The sequence below is a fragment of the Flavobacterium tistrianum genome, from assembly GCF_003254545.1.
Lineage (GTDB): Bacteria > Bacteroidota > Bacteroidia > Flavobacteriales > Flavobacteriaceae > Flavobacterium > Flavobacterium tistrianum.
Genome location: NZ_QJRH01000072.1, coordinates 239,773 through 254,185, shown reverse-complemented (window position 1 = coordinate 254,185; position 14,413 = coordinate 239,773). Strand labels below are relative to the sequence as shown.

Annotated in this window: 16 protein-coding genes; 8 read left to right on the top strand and 8 right to left on the bottom strand. The window is 30.8% G+C overall.

The annotated features are described in order from the left end of the window. Window positions 1-12 precede the first annotated feature (12 nt). From DMB71_RS17885 to DMB71_RS17875, 3 genes are all read left to right on the top strand, one after another. Window positions 13-1,065: a 2Fe-2S iron-sulfur cluster-binding protein gene (locus DMB71_RS17885; protein WP_008465821.1), complete on the top strand. Its 1,053-nt coding sequence runs from the start codon at window positions 13-15 to the stop codon at window positions 1,063-1,065. A gap of 161 nt (window positions 1,066-1,226) precedes the next feature. Next, window positions 1,227-1,535, top strand: a complete 309-nt coding sequence (locus DMB71_RS17880) for a hypothetical protein (protein ID WP_111368373.1) — start codon at window positions 1,227-1,229, stop codon at window positions 1,533-1,535. Window positions 1,536-1,675: 140 nt separating this feature from the next. Further along, window positions 1,676-2,110, top strand: a complete 435-nt coding sequence (locus DMB71_RS17875) for a hypothetical protein (RefSeq protein WP_111368371.1) — start codon at window positions 1,676-1,678, stop codon at window positions 2,108-2,110. Between the two features lie 42 nt (window positions 2,111-2,152). Here DMB71_RS17875 and DMB71_RS17870 read toward each other — a convergent pair whose 3' ends face one another. Then, a complete protein-coding gene (locus tag DMB71_RS17870) occupies window positions 2,153-3,163 on the bottom strand; it encodes a glycosyltransferase family 9 protein (protein ID WP_111368933.1) in 1,011 nt (336 codons plus the stop codon). A 43-nt stretch (window positions 3,164-3,206) separates the two neighbouring features. Beyond that, window positions 3,207-3,812, bottom strand: coding sequence for a DUF4254 domain-containing protein (locus DMB71_RS17865; RefSeq protein WP_008465817.1), 606 nt, complete (start codon window positions 3,810-3,812; stop codon window positions 3,207-3,209). A 111-nt stretch (window positions 3,813-3,923) separates the two neighbouring features. On the opposite strand from DMB71_RS17865, the gene upp reads away from it, so the two are divergent. Continuing rightward, the gene (upp, locus tag DMB71_RS17860) at window positions 3,924-4,577 is read left to right on the top strand and encodes a uracil phosphoribosyltransferase (RefSeq protein ID WP_111368370.1); all 654 of its coding nucleotides are present in this window, start codon (window positions 3,924-3,926) and stop codon (window positions 4,575-4,577) included. Here the strand turns inward: upp and DMB71_RS17855 are convergent. Continuing rightward, window positions 4,572-5,501 carry a DUF6427 family protein gene (locus DMB71_RS17855; RefSeq protein ID WP_111368368.1) on the bottom strand — a complete coding sequence of 310 codons (930 nt, stop codon included), beginning with the start codon at window positions 5,499-5,501 and terminating at the stop codon, window positions 4,572-4,574. The two genes, upp and DMB71_RS17855, sit on opposite strands and share 6 nt — an antisense overlap. A gap of 141 nt (window positions 5,502-5,642) precedes the next feature. Between DMB71_RS17855 and DMB71_RS17850 the strand changes: the two genes are divergently transcribed. Beyond that, the gene (locus DMB71_RS17850; RefSeq protein ID WP_041519835.1) at window positions 5,643-5,873 is read left to right on the top strand and encodes a DUF6341 family protein; all 231 of its coding nucleotides are present in this window, start codon (window positions 5,643-5,645) and stop codon (window positions 5,871-5,873) included. A 42-nt stretch (window positions 5,874-5,915) separates the two neighbouring features. Here the strand turns inward: DMB71_RS17850 and purD are convergent, their stop codons facing one another. Further along, complete coding sequence (purD, locus tag DMB71_RS17845; RefSeq protein ID WP_111368367.1) at window positions 5,916-7,190, bottom strand: phosphoribosylamine--glycine ligase; 1,275 nt, start codon at window positions 7,188-7,190, stop codon at window positions 5,916-5,918. A gap of 135 nt (window positions 7,191-7,325) precedes the next feature. Between purD and DMB71_RS17840 the strand changes: the two genes are divergently transcribed. Next, on the top strand, window positions 7,326-8,636 hold the full coding sequence (locus DMB71_RS17840) for a phenylacetate--CoA ligase family protein (RefSeq protein WP_111368365.1): 1,311 nt from the start codon (window positions 7,326-7,328) through the stop codon (window positions 8,634-8,636). Between the two features lie 43 nt (window positions 8,637-8,679). Next, on the top strand, window positions 8,680-9,207 hold the full coding sequence (locus DMB71_RS17835; protein ID WP_111368364.1) for an ORF6N domain-containing protein: 528 nt from the start codon (window positions 8,680-8,682) through the stop codon (window positions 9,205-9,207). A 95-nt stretch (window positions 9,208-9,302) separates the two neighbouring features. On the opposite strand, the gene DMB71_RS17830 is transcribed toward DMB71_RS17835, so the two are convergent. Genes DMB71_RS17830 through DMB71_RS17815 form a run of 4 tightly spaced genes read right to left on the bottom strand, consistent with a single transcriptional unit; the run spans window position 9,303 to window position 13,495 of the window. After that, window positions 9,303-10,115 (bottom strand): glycosyltransferase family 2 protein, encoded by an 813-nt coding sequence (locus DMB71_RS17830; protein WP_111368362.1) that lies wholly within the window; start codon window positions 10,113-10,115, stop codon window positions 9,303-9,305. 29 nt (window positions 10,116-10,144) lie between these two features. Further along, a complete protein-coding gene (locus DMB71_RS17825; RefSeq protein ID WP_111368361.1) occupies window positions 10,145-11,128 on the bottom strand; it encodes a UDP-glucuronic acid decarboxylase family protein in 984 nt (327 codons plus the stop codon). Then, window positions 11,125-12,447: an O-antigen ligase family protein gene (locus DMB71_RS17820; protein ID WP_111368359.1), complete on the bottom strand. Its 1,323-nt coding sequence runs from the start codon at window positions 12,445-12,447 to the stop codon at window positions 11,125-11,127. The genes DMB71_RS17825 and DMB71_RS17820 overlap by 4 nt, the downstream gene beginning before the upstream one ends. Next, window positions 12,407-13,495: a DUF1972 domain-containing protein gene (locus DMB71_RS17815; RefSeq protein ID WP_111368358.1), complete on the bottom strand. Its 1,089-nt coding sequence runs from the start codon at window positions 13,493-13,495 to the stop codon at window positions 12,407-12,409. The genes DMB71_RS17820 and DMB71_RS17815 overlap by 41 nt, the downstream gene beginning before the upstream one ends. A gap of 136 nt (window positions 13,496-13,631) precedes the next feature. On the opposite strand from DMB71_RS17815, the gene DMB71_RS17810 reads away from it, so the two are divergent. Beyond that, window positions 13,632-14,408 carry a 2OG-Fe(II) oxygenase gene (locus tag DMB71_RS17810; RefSeq protein ID WP_111368356.1) on the top strand — a complete coding sequence of 259 codons (777 nt, stop codon included), beginning with the start codon at window positions 13,632-13,634 and terminating at the stop codon, window positions 14,406-14,408. Window positions 14,409-14,413 lie beyond the last annotated feature (5 nt).

The following is a 14,413-nucleotide window of genomic DNA, read 5'->3' as shown; positions in this document are numbered from 1 at the left end:
AAAAATTCTATCATGCCTTCATTCTTAAAACTTATAATTAAAGAGGTTAAACGCGAAACTGCAGATGCTGTTTCTATTCTTTTTAATGTTCCTGAAGAACTAAAATCAGACTATAAATTTATAGCTGGACAATATATAAATTTAAAACTGACTCTTGACAATCAAGAAATAAGACGTGCTTATTCTATTTGCTCTGCACCAGACAGCGGTGAACTAAGAATTGCTGTAAAAGCAGTAAAAAATGGTCTTTTTTCTCAATTTGCCAATACAAAACTAAAAGCAGGAGATGTTCTTGAAGTTGGACAGCCAGAAGGTAAATTTACTTTTGAGCCAGATGCTGAAAGACAAAGAAACTACGCGGCATTTGCTGCAGGAAGCGGAATTACTCCAGTGCTTTCTATCATAAAATCGGTTCTGAAAAATGAGCCAAAAAGTTCATTTGTATTGGTTTATGGAAATAAAACCCCTGAAAGCACAATCTTTCATCAAGAACTTCACGATTTGCAATTACAATATGTAGGCAGATTTTTTGTGCATTATGTGTACAGTCAAGCAAAAGCTGAAAACGCTTTATTTGGAAGAATTGAAAAATCGGCTGTTAATTTTGTTTTAAACAACAAACACAAAGAACTTCAATTTGATAAGTTTTTCCTTTGCGGACCAGAAGACATGATTAATACCGTCTCTAATGTATTGAAAGAGAAAAATGTAAAAGAATCTGCTATCAAATTTGAGTTGTTTACGTCTTCTTCTGAAGAACACGCAATTCAAGGTTCTCAAGAAGGACATACGAAAATCACAGTTTTAGTAGATGACGAAGAAACTACTTTCGAAATGTCTAAAAAACAAACTATTCTTGATGCTGCTCTAAAACAAGGCGTTGATGCTCCTTATTCTTGCCAAGGCGGAATTTGCAGCAGCTGTTTAGGGCGCGTTACTAAAGGAACCGCGGAAATGACTAAAAATTCTATTTTAACAGACGGCGAAATTGCTGAAGGTTTAATTTTAACATGTCAAGCGCATCCAACATCGGAAACTATTTATGTTGATTACGACGACGTCTAGTCTTATCAAATTCTAATATCAAAAATTCCAAATTCCAACCTTTCAATTGGGATTTGGAATTTTTTTTGTTTAATTGCTTTTCTACTCTTTGTCAAAGTTTAAAAATTTGACAAAGATGTAACTTGGAATTTGGAATTTAAAAAATTGAAAATTAATTATTTATGAAATCGGTACGAGAAATTTTTAGAAATAAAGAATATCTTCTGGAAGAACGAGAAGTTATGAAGCTGGTTGACTACTGTGAAGAACTTCAAGATGAAATTGTTGAACTTAAATTTCAAAAAACCGACAATAAAGAGCTTGCTTTACTTGACATGATCAAAGAAGTTATTAAAGGATGCGATGCTATTGAAAGAGAACAAATGGAGCATGAACGCTACGGTTATGATGCACCAAATTACCAAGAAACCATTGCAAATCTTAAAAGTTACATCTACCGTCGTTGTCGAGATGAGAAGATTTGGCTCTAATTGAAATAAAATCAAAATTTTGTCGAAATATTGCCAAATTTTCATTAAATTAGGGGTAAAATTATGGCAATATCAATCTCATTGTTTTGAGATTTTACAGAGCTAAATCAAATTTGTCAAACATTTAAATATTAAATATCATGACAGCTCACATACAACACTTTCATCTCTATCTATTTATTATGCTGGTTGTAACTGCTTCGCTATGCGTTCTAGCAGTTATCATAAAAATGAAAAACAGAAAAGGTCCTAAATTGCTTGAAAGAGAAAAATACAATTCGACTTTGACCGAAAAAATGGTAGAAGTAAAAAAAACAGACTCGAATGTTTTTAACATCTGGCCTTATGTAAGCAGACTTAAATCGGCTAAAATTTTATCTAAAAAAATTAAAGATCAAGACTTAATTTATAAAGTTTACAGAGATTCATCACAAAAATTCGAACATATTCTATTGTCAACCGAAGATAAAAATAACTTTGTCTCCATTATAGTAAACAAAAAAAGAAAAAAAACATTAGGATATTCTTTCCTTGATTCTAATGAAAGATATGATCTAAACAAAAATATTGCTTAAAGATTAAAAAAAAACTTCTCCTTGAAAGAGAAGTTTTTTACTTTATGAAAGTTGCTCTACAACTTTGTCAATAACCTGTTGTGGTAAAATTGTCCTCATAGCATCTTCATAACCTTCAACAATTTTATTTCCATAAACTGATGTTGGCAATTTTGGATATTGATTTCGGTCTGAAGTCAGTGCGTTTTCTAAACTTTGATTAAAAGGCAAAAATCCTGCATAAGGATGCGTCGCACCCCAAAGTGTAACGACTTTTACACCAAGCATTGCTGAAATATGCGCATTTCCAGAATCCATAGAAAGCATTACATCAAGATTACTTATCAATTGTAATTCCTGCTGAAATTTGATTTTTCCAGCCATATTTATTACATTTTCAAAAGGCTCAGAAATTAAATCCAAAATTTCGATTTCTTTTTTTCCTCCACCAAAAAGTAAAATTTTATATGATCTATTTTCAGCCAATTTTGAAATTACTTCTTTCATTAAGTCTAAAGGATAAACCTTAGAATCATATTGGGCAAAAGGCGCAATTCCAATTAATTTTTGATTTTCATTTCCAATAATATCAAGAATATCAGAGCTTAAAACTGCTTTTTCAGGAAATGTTGGATTTGATAAATCTAAAGGAAAACCAAGTACTGAAAACACTTTTACATGTCTTTCGAACATGGTTGGCAATTGTTTGAAAATCTTGTTTTCTTCACGAGTTAATTCTTTTTTGCCTTCACGGCCTTTATCAACAGTTGCTCTCTTTTTTCCGCTTAAAGCGAAAAGCAAACTCGCAATTTTAGATCGTAAAACATTATGAAGATCCGCAAAAGCATCAATCTTTAGTTTTTTTACATCACTGTATAATCGTAAAAGTCCTAGAAATCCTTTATGTCTTTCTTTTTCATCAAAAGCAAAAAATTCAAGATTAGGAATTCCGTCAAAGAAAGGTTTAAAAAACGGACGAGAAATAACGGTCAATTTTACTGTTGGATACCGTTTTACAAAAGCGCGTAAAACAGGAACCGTCATGGCGACATCTCCCATTGCGGATAGTCTCATGACGGCTATATGTTTGATTTTGTTGCTAGACAACTCTGCCAAATTATTTCTTATTTTGATATAAAACTGGGTTCAATTCATCGTCATTGTACATTTTCATTTGTTTGTACACTTTCATGAATTTATCTCCGTTTTCGATATCTGTCAATAATTCTTCAATTGCTGTAGATAAATCTGTTCTTTGTTCTAAAAGTACATTTAATTTTTCTTGGCATTTATCTCTATGTTCCTGAGAGGCTTCTGCACGATTTGCTTCTTCATGCATGTGATAAATTTTTAAAGCCAAAATCGACAATCTGTCAAAAGCCCAAGCAGGGCTTTCAGAATTGATTTTTGCTCCGTCTTTTACTTTTACATTACTGTATTTTTGTAAAAAATAGCTGTCAATATATTCCACCATATCAGTACGTTCCTGATTTGATGCGTCAATTCTTCTTTTTAAAGTTAATGCCGCAACTGGATCAATTTGCGGATCACGAATAATATCTTCAAAATGCCATTGAACCGTGTCAATCCAATTTTTTAGATATAACAAATGCTCGAACTTATCTTTTGGATAAGGATTATTGATCGGCTGATCTACATTATCAAACTGATGATAATCTTTGATGCTTTGTTCGAAAACTGAATATGCTAATTTTGAAAACATGTCTTTATTTTTTATATAGATACAAAGATACTTTTTATACTTTTATGCCGCGAAGAAAAGAAATTATTTTTCGTTTCATCATTATATCTCTAAATAAATTACAATTTCATCATGAAAATTCATTATATCTCTGAAAATAACAGCGTTTTAAATCATTTCTTAGGACAAATTAGAAATGTAAATGTTCAAAATGACAGCATGCGTTTTCGTAGAAATATTGAACGCATTGGAGAAATTATGGCTTATGAACTGAGCAAAATTTTACCATATAAAAATGTTGATATTCAAACACCTCTTGGAATTAAGAAAACTACAGAAATTGATGCGGATTTAGTATTATGTCCTATTTTACGGGCTGGATTACCGCTTCATAACGGTTTTTTAAATTATTTTGATCATGCAGAAAACAGCTTTGTTTCTGCCTGCAGATTTCATCCAAACAATAATGATGAATTTGAAATTCGAGTTGAATATCAGGCTATTTCAGACTTAAATAATAAAACTGTTCTACTCCTTGACCCGATGTTGGCTACAGGGCAATCAATTGTAGCTGTTCACAAAAAATTAGTAGAAAACGCTACTCCAACGGAATTACATATTGTTGTTGTTATTGCTGCTCCAGAAGGAATAACGCATTTAGAGGAAAATCTTCCTGAAAACTGTCATTTATGGGTAGCCTCTCTAGATGAAAAACTAAATGAAAAAAACTACATTGTTCCTGGTCTTGGTGACGCCGGTGATCTTGCTTACGGGAGTAAATTATAACTGAGAGAAAAAAGTAAATAAACTACACACAATCAGCGTATAATAAACAATTTCATTATTCAGTTTCTGCTGCATGTATTCTACGTGGCTAGTTGCCATAATGCTTAATGGTGCAATACTAAACAATAATAAATCGTTGCTTTTATTTGGCGAAATGATGTAAACAAAAGCTGCTATAAAAAAGCAAGCTACAATTTTCTTGTATGAAGAATGTACAATTTGCGGTCTGTTTGACAAGGTCATTAACATTGAAGTAACAAAAAATAGAGCTACAGCAGTGTATATTGAAAGCGCTGCGTTTTCATAATTATTCTTAAAATAATCAATTCTAAAATCGATTACAGCCCTTTCCTGAATGAAAGCTACGGCATCAAAATTTAGAATTAACGATGTCATATAAAATAAAATCGTAACTGCTAAAAGTGCAATAAATGGCAAAACCCAGTTTCTATAATCTCTTGAAACATGAAAAATAATAGAAATATAAACCAATATTAAGAAGAGAATACTCCAAAATTGAAATAAAGAAGCTACAAAAATCCAAAACGCTGCATCAAATATTTTTTCTTTTGATGCTTTTAAAGATTGCAACGAAATTAATCTTCGAAGTGCCAATAAAATGAAGAAATTGGCATAAATAATATTTGAGTTGTTAAATATTGTCGGAAAAAATAAAATAAACAACAAGTAAAAAAGTATCGCGTAACCATTGTCTTTGCTGAGTCCGTTCTTTTTTACAATGAAATTAATCATAAAAAAAGAAGCCAAAATAAAGCATAGCAAACTCACTTTTTGAAAAGCCAAAAAATAAGACGTAACCCAAGATGGGTCTTTAATTTGGAACATAAAAAAGAAAACCAGTATTAAAATTACAACCAATGAATAATTTAATGGCGTAGATTTTTTAAAAACACTTGTTATCATAAGGATATTTTATACTTTTGTGATTGTAAAGATAATACTTGTTTAAAAGGAAAAACCTAACAAGTTGAAAAAAGATTTGGTTTACCGAATTTTATCTTCAAGGCATTACACAACAATAAATAACATATAATTTTTAAAATTATGACAGCTTTTTTTGAAGGAATTCAATACCTATTTGTTAACATTTTGTTTGCTCCTCTTGACTTTTTACGTCATTTAGAATTAATTACATGGTTTGGTGCAAACACTATTAACTGGATTTTTATGATCATCTGTGCATGCGCAATCGTTTACTGGATTAAACAATTACGTATTTTTGATGACGCTGGAACAGAAAACCAAGATACAACGGCTCATTCATTTTTAAAATAAAAAACCAAACCCTTTAATTAAAAAGGGCTTGTGTATTTATTTTTAGATTAAATCGAAACCGATATCTTTTCTAAAATACATCTTATCAAAGCTTAGTTTATCTATGTTTTGGTAAGATTTTTTTATGGCCTCTTGAAAATTCTCTCCGTAAGATGTTATTGCAATTACACGTCCTCCATTAGTAACGACATTTTTGCCATCTAATTTTGTTCCCGCATGAAAAACTATCGAATCTGTAATGTTTTCTAATCCAGAAATTACTTTTCCTTTTTCGAAATCTTCGGGATATCCGCCAGAAACAACCATTACAGTTGTAGCGCTTCTTGGATCAACCTCTAAATTGAAATCTCCTAATTTCTGATCTGCAACAGACAAGAACAATTCAACTAGATCAGATTTTAATCTCGGAACCACAACTTCAGTTTCAGGATCTCCCATTCTTACATTGTATTCAATAACAATTGGCTCTCCTTTTACATTAATCAGTCCAATAAAAACGAATCCTTTATATTCAATTCCATCTTTTTGGAAACCTTCAATTGTTGGTTTTACGATACGAGTTTCAATTTTTTCCATTAAAACTGCATCTACGTAAGGAACTGGAGAAACTGCTCCCATTCCGCCTGTATTTAAACCTGTATCGCCTTCGCCAATTCGTTTGTAATCTTTTGCAGTTGGAAGAATTTTATAGTTTTTTCCGTCTGTTAAAACGAAACAGCTTAATTCAATTCCGTCCAAGAATTCTTCGATAACCACTTTTGAACTTGCTGTTCCAAATTTTGCGTGAACCAACATGTTGCGTAATTCTGTTTTTGCTTCTTCAAGATCCTGAATAATCAAAACACCTTTTCCTGCTGCTAATCCGTCAGCTTTTAAAACGTAAGGAGGCTGTAATGTTTCAAGAAATTTACATCCTTCTTCAACTGTTTCAGCGGTAAAACTATCATAAGCTGCAGTTGGGATATTATGTTTCATCAAGAATTCTTTCGCAAATTCTTTACTTCCTTCCAATTGTGCACCCAATTTTGATGGGCCAATAACTGGAATATCTTTTAAACTTTCGTCATTTTTGAAGTAATCGTAAATACCTTTTACCAACGGATCTTCGGGCCCTACTACTACTAAACTTATATTTTCTTTAAGTACTAATGCTTTTACCGCTTCAAAATCTGTTGCAGATATTGCAACGTTTTCAGCAATTGCAGCAGTTCCTGCGTTTCCAGGCACTACAAAAAGTTTTTCGCAAAGCGGACTCTGTGTCATTTTCCATGCAAATGCATGCTCTCTTCCGCCTGATCCCAATAGTAAAATTGTCATGGTGTTGTTGTATTTTAGTTGTCGTGCAAAAATAATTGCTTTTGAACGTAAAAAATAATTAAATCTTAAAAACTTCGTGATTCTTGATTGTTAGTAATTGGTAAATATTATTTTTGACGAAAATTATCCTGAAAAATGATTCGCCTTTTTGATCTTACACTCAAACTAAATGGTTTTCCAATAAAGGAAGCAACAGCGGAATTGGATAAAATTGTTCATTTTTCTGAAGAAAAGTACACTTCATTTCTGGAAAATAAAAAGAAAGAAATTGTTGATTTTCATTTAAACAACAATTCTTTTTATCGTGATTTACTGGGAAACAAAAAGATTGAAAACTGGAATGACCTTCCAATTTTGAACAAAAAGAATCTCCAAAAACCGCTTGAAGAAAGACTTTCAAAAGGTTATTCAAAAAAAAACATTTACCTCAACAAAACATCTGGATCAAGTGGCACTCCTTTTGTTTTTGCTAAAGATAAGTATTCGCATGCCTTAACGTGGGCATCTAATATTATGCGTTTCGGCTGGTTTGGTATTGATTTTAACCATTCGTATCAAGCGCGTTTTTATGGAATACCGATGGATTTTATTGGATATCAAAAAGAACGTTTTAAAGATTTTTTGACACATCGTTTTCGCTTTCCTGTCTTTGATTTATCGGATGATATTTTAGAGAAATTTCTAAAAAAATTCAGAACTAAAAAATTCGATTACATCAACGGATATACAAGTTCAATTGTTCTTTTTGCGAAATTTTTAGAACAGAAAAATATCATTTTAAAAGAAATTTGCCCAACCCTTAAAGCTTGTTTTGTTACTTCAGAAATGCTTTTTGAAACGGATAAAAGACTTTTGGAAAAACAATTTGGAATTCCAATTATAAGCGAATATGGCGCTTCAGAATTGGATTTAATTGCTTTTGAAAATCCTCAAGGAGAATGGCAAGTAAATTCAGAAACACTTTTTGTAGAAATTTTAGATGAAAATAATAATCCTGTTCCACATGGAACGGAAGGAAAAATTGTGATTACATCTTTGTTCAATAAAGCAAATCCTTTCATTCGATATGAAATTGGCGACATTGGAATTTTGGACGAAAAAAGCACACCACAAAAACCAATTTTAAAAAAACTGATTGGAAGAACCAATGATGTTGCAATTCTTCCAAGCGGAAAAAAATCGCCTGGTCTTACATTTTATTATGTAACTAAAAGCATAATCGAAGATGATGGAAATGTAAAAGAATTCATTATCAAACAAACCAAAATAGATACTTTTGAAATTGAATATGTCTCTGAAAAAGAATTAGTTTCAGCACAAATTCAAAAAATAAAAGAAGCTATCGATTTGTATTTAGAACCGAATTTAAACTTCACTTTTACAAGAAAAACCGTTTTAGAAAGAACCAATCGTGGGAAACTAAAACAATATAAATCCTATTTATAAATATAAATAAAATCTTACATTTGTTTTTTTTAATTAAAAACTTATGGAAGATCACTCTTTATTTTCTGAAGAAACAATTTCAAATAAAATATATTTTATTCGTGGTCAAAAAGTGATGATTGATCGCGATCTCGCAACATTGTATGGAATTGAAACGAGGGTTTTAAAGCAAGCCGTAAAAAGGAATATTTCTAGATTTCCAGAAGATTTCATGTTCGATCTTAATAAAACTGAAACTGAAAATTGGAAATCACAAATTGTGATTTCCAATTCTGAAAAAATGGGTTTACGTTATATTCCAACTGCATTCACAGAACATGGTGTTTTAATGCTATCAAGTGTCTTAAAGAGTGATAAAGCCATTCAAACTAATATTCAAATTATGAGGATTTTCGCAAAAGTGAGACAAATGCTTTTAGACACAACCGAAATCAAAGTCGATATTCTTCAAATTCAGAAGAAGTTAGAAAATCATGATAAAAATATTGAATTGGTATTTTCATATTTAGATGAATTAACTGAGAAAAAAGAAAATGAGGCTGAAAGAGTAAAGATTGGCTACAAAAAATAATTTCTTAAAGGTCACAAATCGTGACCTCAAGTTTGAACTTAAATTTTACTACATGGTATAAAAAAATTGGAGGTCGCAAATTGCGACCTCCAATTTTAATCGAATTTCTTCAAGGTTGCAATTTGCGACCTTGATGAATATTTAAACTTTCTTATATATTTTGGTTTGATTACCAACTGAGTAAATAAAAACCTCATCATCAACAAAACAGAAAAAACAAGATTATATCCATGAAATTCTCTGTAAACCCCAAAGTTATGTTTGATTAATTTAAATTTTGATGAAGAAATAGAATCTTTTCGAATTCTATAAAAAGCCAGACTTTCAGGAACTGCTTTTACCGTTTGTATTTGCTTTAAAATTGTAAGCCATATTCTCCAATCCTGTCTTTTTTCAGAAGATTCTAATTTGATTTTTCCAAAATATTCAGCATCGTAAATAGCCGTAAGATTACCTACATAATTGCAGAAAAACAATTCTTTGTAAGTTAAAGGATTAGGCGATTCAACTCTTCGGTTTAAATTATTTCCTTCTTCATCGATAGAATCGTAATAACTAAAAGTAAATGGCTGATTATTTGTTTTTAAAAACTGAATCTGTTTTTCCAATTTATCCGAAAACCATATATCATCAGCATCAAGATAGGCGATGTATTTTCCAGAAGCTTTTTCTAAAGCTTCATTTCGGGCAAAACCATTTCCAGAATTTTTGGATAATTTGAATAATTTTATTCTGCTATCATTTTGCGCAAATTCTTCAATAATAGAAACTGTCCTATCTGTAGAGGCATCATCAACCAGAATCATTTCCCAGCTTTTATAGGTCTGGTTTTGAACTGATTCGATAGTCGCCCTAATGAACTTTTCAGTATTGTATGTTGGTGTTAAAATAGATACTAAATCGTTCATTAGATTTATTATTCTTTCAGAATCTTAATTTATTTTATATAGTTTGAAAAGTCTTTGTGTTCTTCTTTAGCGAGCTCCTCAGGAGATAATGATTTGAAATACTCATACGTAATTTTCATTCCCTCTGCACGGCTAACTTTTGCTTCCCAGCCCAACAATTCTTTTGCTTTTGTGGTATCTGGCTGTCGCTGCAACGGATCGTTTATTGGCAACGGATGATAAACCACTTTCTGGTTTGTTCCTGTCAATTTTATAATTTCTTCTGCAAAATCTTTAATTGTGATTTCATCTGGATTTCCAATATTTACAGGATAAACGTAATCTGAATGTAACAATCTGTAAATACCTTCAACTTGATCGTCAACATAGCAGAAAGAACGTGTTTGCATTCCATCGCCGAAAATCGTTAAATCTTCTCCGCGTAAAGCTTGCCCAATAAAAGCTGGAATTACACGTCCGTCGTTTAATCTCATTCTTGGTCCGTAAGTATTAAAAATACGTACGATTCTAGTTTCTACTCCATGGAAAGTATGGTAGGCCATTGTGATTGATTCCTGAAAACGTTTTGCTTCATCATAAACTCCGCGTGGACCAATTGTATTTACATTTCCGTAATATTCTTCAGTTTGTGGATGCACTAGAGGATCTCCGTAAACTTCAGAAGTTGAAGCAATCAAAATTCTCGCTTTTTTAACTCGCGCCAAACCTAATAAATTGTGAGTTCCTAAAGATCCTACTTTAAGAGTTTGAATCGGGATTTTTAAATAATCAATAGGACTTGCAGGCGAAGCAAAATGTAGTATATAATCTAAATCACCTGGCACGTGAACAAATTTTGTTATATCATGATGATAAAACTCGAAATTTTCTAATTTGAATAAATGTTCAATATTTTTAAGATCTCCCGTAATCAGATTATCCATTCCAATTACAAAGTAACCTTCTTTGATGAATCTGTCACATAGGTGTGATCCCAAAAATCCTGCTGCTCCGGTGATAAGTATTCTTTTCATTTTACTATTTTCTGTTCTTTACAATTATTTACGACATTAAACATGCAGTAAAAAACCATAAAGAAAATTATTCCTCTTTGTCGACTTAAAAAAGATTCGGTCAAAAATAAGACTATCATTTTTACCGCAAAAGCAATATGAATAAAATCTTTATTTATAATCCCATTTCTGATTGTGACAAATAGCATGCTTATTACTATTAAAAAACCAAATATTCCTAACTCTGAAAATATTTGAATGTATTCATTATGAAAATTAAACTCACCATAATTTGGGTATAAATTATGCTCTTTTATTTTTTCTTTTATTTTATTCTGGGAAGCATCTAATCCAAATCCTGTAAAAAGAATATTTTCTTGCTCAAGCATTTCTTTAAATATTCTAATCTGAAAAAGTCTAAAAGCTGCTCCTGGAAAAAAATCGTTTTGCTGAAATCGATCCTGACTCCAAGCTTGTTTTAAACTAATATTATAAATCGGTCCTTGATTTTCTTTTGTGTTTTTATTTAAAGAACTGTCAACCAATATCGTTTCAAATTCAATCATAAATCTATCTCTAATTGGCTTAATAAAAAGTATGGAACTTATTGATAGAGCAAAAACAGCCAAAAGTATCATAAGTTTTGTTTTTCTTGAAATAGTAGAAAAAAAAGAATAATACGTTACTATCAAAACCAAGTCTACTACAATAATATTCTTAGATGATAATAAAAAAATAAAAACAATTAGAATCAAAAATCCTGCTTTGTCAATAATTGATTTTTCTTTTTTAGTAAGGAAATAAAATAAGGCCAAAGAAGCAAAAACGGACATATAGATTGCGTTCAATTCTAAAGTGACTAATTCATGATAAAAGAAAACTCCTTTGTCGCCAGAATTAATGAATTTTACAATTGCTTTTAAAAAGTAAAATATAGCAAAACCTACCATTGTAAAACTAAACCACTTGACAACTTTATTTACATCATTTCGATCTATTTTTGGCAATGAGCAAAAAGCCAAAGGAATTAATAGGAATAGTATCTCTTTTTGTAATCCTTTGATTGTCAGTTCAGTTTCTATTGTCCAAATAAGCGATACCAACATTAACACATACAATAATATAGGAAGCAATAAAACTTTAGAAACCGAAAAGTCTGCTTTTTTTGCTTTGAGAAAGGAAACTAATAAAAAAATAATACAGGTTAAACTCCCGATATTATGTTTCAATGGAAGTGTTATTAACATTGCTGCCAAAAGATAAGCTAGCAAGGTTTTGTCCTTCCATAATTCATCTATTTTATTGAAGACTTTTTTCAAACAATCTAAGGTATGATTCATTTATTTTATTCCAATTAAATTCTTGAAGTATCGCATCAAAGTTATCTTGAACAATTTTTTCGTGATCTTTTCTTTGTACGGTTTTTATAAGATGTTTAACATCTTTGGCATTTGAAAAATAAAATGCATTTTCTTGTAGAATAGTGCGATTAAATTCGTTATCGTGTGCTACAATTAATGCTTTTGCAGCCATTGCTTCCAATAAAGAAGGATTTGTTCCTCCTACTGAATGGCCATGAAAATAAAGATTAGAAAAATATCTTAGATTATCTAAATGTCCTTTATTATAAACTCCACCTATAAAACGTATGTTTCGATAATTACAAAACTTCTTTTTAAGATAGTCTCCATAACTATTATCATTATTGCCTACAACCAACATCACTTTATTATCCTGGCTATCTGCAATACCGTCCAAAATTACTTCGATATTATTTTCTGGTTCAAAACGCGCTATCAATAAGTTATAATTGTTTTTTTCAACATCATATTGGGAAAGTATCTCTTCTTTTGACTCAGAAAACAAATCTGCTCCATAAGCAATATAAACAGCTTCTGTATTATACTTTTCTTTCAAATACTTCTTAATTCCCACCGAATCTGCAACTAGATAATCACTGCTTTTTACAGCTCTTTTTTCGGCAAATTTTAAAAACTTTTGAATTGGCTTAGAATATTTGGTTCTCTTCCATTCCATTCCATCCATATTGGTAATAATAATGGATTTTTTTGGTAAAAGGAATGACCATATCGAATTGCTCGTGTAGCCCAATTGCAAAATGATATCAAAATTTCTTTTCCTAGAATCCAAAATACAATTCAAATCATAAATAAATTGTCCCGCAGTTCCCATTTTATATTCTGGGTCATATTGATGAATTATATTTACTCCCATGAAATTTTTCTCCTGAAAAATATGTTTATGCGAATTATATACATAAACATCATGTTTTTTTTTAGCTAAATAAACGGCGAAAATTTCAGCAAACTGCTCAAATCCTCCGTAATTATTAGGAATTCCTCTAGTTCCTAGAATGGCTATCTTCATTTAAGTTTTATAAAATGGGACCCAAAAATAATGATTTTAAAATTCTGAATTTTTTATTGCCTATAAATTCATTTATAATTAATGATTATTTGATTTAATTTCTACTTTTGTTCGCAAGCGGTTTAAAATAACATTTATGATTAATTTTGAATACCTGGAAAAACATTTAGATGAATTGCGCTTAAAATATTTAACCGCTAGTCCATTTCCGCATTTAATAATTGATAACTTTTGTGAAGAAGAAAAGTTAGTTAAAGCTCATAAAAGCATTCCTGAACTCCAAAATAAAAGTCGTGACTATTCTTTTGCCAATAATAAATTTGAAAAATCAAACTATAAGGAATTAAGTCCTGAAATGCATGAATTGTATGATGAACTCTCATCTGAAAGATTCAATAAAATTATATCTTATATAACCTCAAAATCTGTTTTTGTTGACCCAAAAAATCACGGTGGAGGCCTACATCAGGGTAAAAAAAATAGCTTTCTGGACATGCACTTAGACTTTAATTATCATCCTATTAATAAAAACTGGTATCGAGAATTGAATCTTCTTTTATATTTAAATAAAGACTGGAAACCAGAATATAAAGGAGGTCTAAAAATATTTGATTTAAGAACTGGAGAAAACACTGAACTTGACGTTCCTTTTAATCGCTTAATTATTCAGCAATGTGCTCCGTACACGCTCCACGGATATGATATGACAAATTTTCCCGAAGGAAATTTTAGAACATCTGTTGCTACTTATGCTTACCAAATTCATAAAGTACAAATTGAAAAGCCAAGAACAACAGATTGGTTTCCAAAAGATGATGCATCATTTTTAAAAAAGCAGTTTGCTAAAAATTATAATTTTTTGGTTCAAACGAAAAACAAATTCTTTGGAAGCAATACGGCCAAAAATCAATAAACTTA

What these genes read in the sequence shown, in the direction of transcription:
- upp (WP_111368370.1), top strand. Translation starts at nt 3,924, where the DNA reads ATGAAAATTCATTATATCTCTGAAAATAACAGCGTTTTAAATCATTTC.
- DMB71_RS17825 (WP_111368361.1), bottom strand. Translation starts at nt 11,128, where the DNA reads ATGAAAAGAATACTTATCACCGGAGCAGCAGGATTTTTGGGATCACAC.
- DMB71_RS17880 (WP_111368373.1), top strand. Translation starts at nt 1,227, where the DNA reads ATGAAATCGGTACGAGAAATTTTTAGAAATAAAGAATATCTTCTGGAA.
- DMB71_RS17810 (WP_111368356.1), top strand. Translation starts at nt 13,632, where the DNA reads ATGATTAATTTTGAATACCTGGAAAAACATTTAGATGAATTGCGCTTA.
- DMB71_RS17865 (WP_008465817.1), bottom strand. Translation starts at nt 3,812, where the DNA reads ATGTTTTCAAAATTAGCATATTCAGTTTTCGAACAAAGCATCAAAGAT.
- DMB71_RS17815 (WP_111368358.1), bottom strand. Translation starts at nt 13,495, where the DNA reads ATGAAGATAGCCATTCTAGGAACTAGAGGAATTCCTAATAATTACGGA.
- DMB71_RS17855 (WP_111368368.1), bottom strand. Translation starts at nt 5,501, where the DNA reads ATGATAACAAGTGTTTTTAAAAAATCTACGCCATTAAATTATTCATTG.
- DMB71_RS17820 (WP_111368359.1), bottom strand. Translation starts at nt 12,447, where the DNA reads ATGAATCATACCTTAGATTGTTTGAAAAAAGTCTTCAATAAAATAGAT.
- purD (WP_111368367.1), bottom strand. Translation starts at nt 7,190, where the DNA reads ATGACAATTTTACTATTGGGATCAGGCGGAAGAGAGCATGCATTTGCA.
- DMB71_RS17875 (WP_111368371.1), top strand. Translation starts at nt 1,676, where the DNA reads ATGACAGCTCACATACAACACTTTCATCTCTATCTATTTATTATGCTG.
- DMB71_RS17840 (WP_111368365.1), top strand. Translation starts at nt 7,326, where the DNA reads ATGATTCGCCTTTTTGATCTTACACTCAAACTAAATGGTTTTCCAATA.
- DMB71_RS17830 (WP_111368362.1), bottom strand. Translation starts at nt 10,115, where the DNA reads ATGAACGATTTAGTATCTATTTTAACACCAACATACAATACTGAAAAG.
- DMB71_RS17870 (WP_111368933.1), bottom strand. Translation starts at nt 3,163, where the DNA reads ATGAGACTATCCGCAATGGGAGATGTCGCCATGACGGTTCCTGTTTTA.
- DMB71_RS17835 (WP_111368364.1), top strand. Translation starts at nt 8,680, where the DNA reads ATGGAAGATCACTCTTTATTTTCTGAAGAAACAATTTCAAATAAAATA.
- DMB71_RS17885 (WP_008465821.1), top strand. Translation starts at nt 13, where the DNA reads ATGCCTTCATTCTTAAAACTTATAATTAAAGAGGTTAAACGCGAAACT.
- DMB71_RS17850 (WP_041519835.1), top strand. Translation starts at nt 5,643, where the DNA reads ATGACAGCTTTTTTTGAAGGAATTCAATACCTATTTGTTAACATTTTG.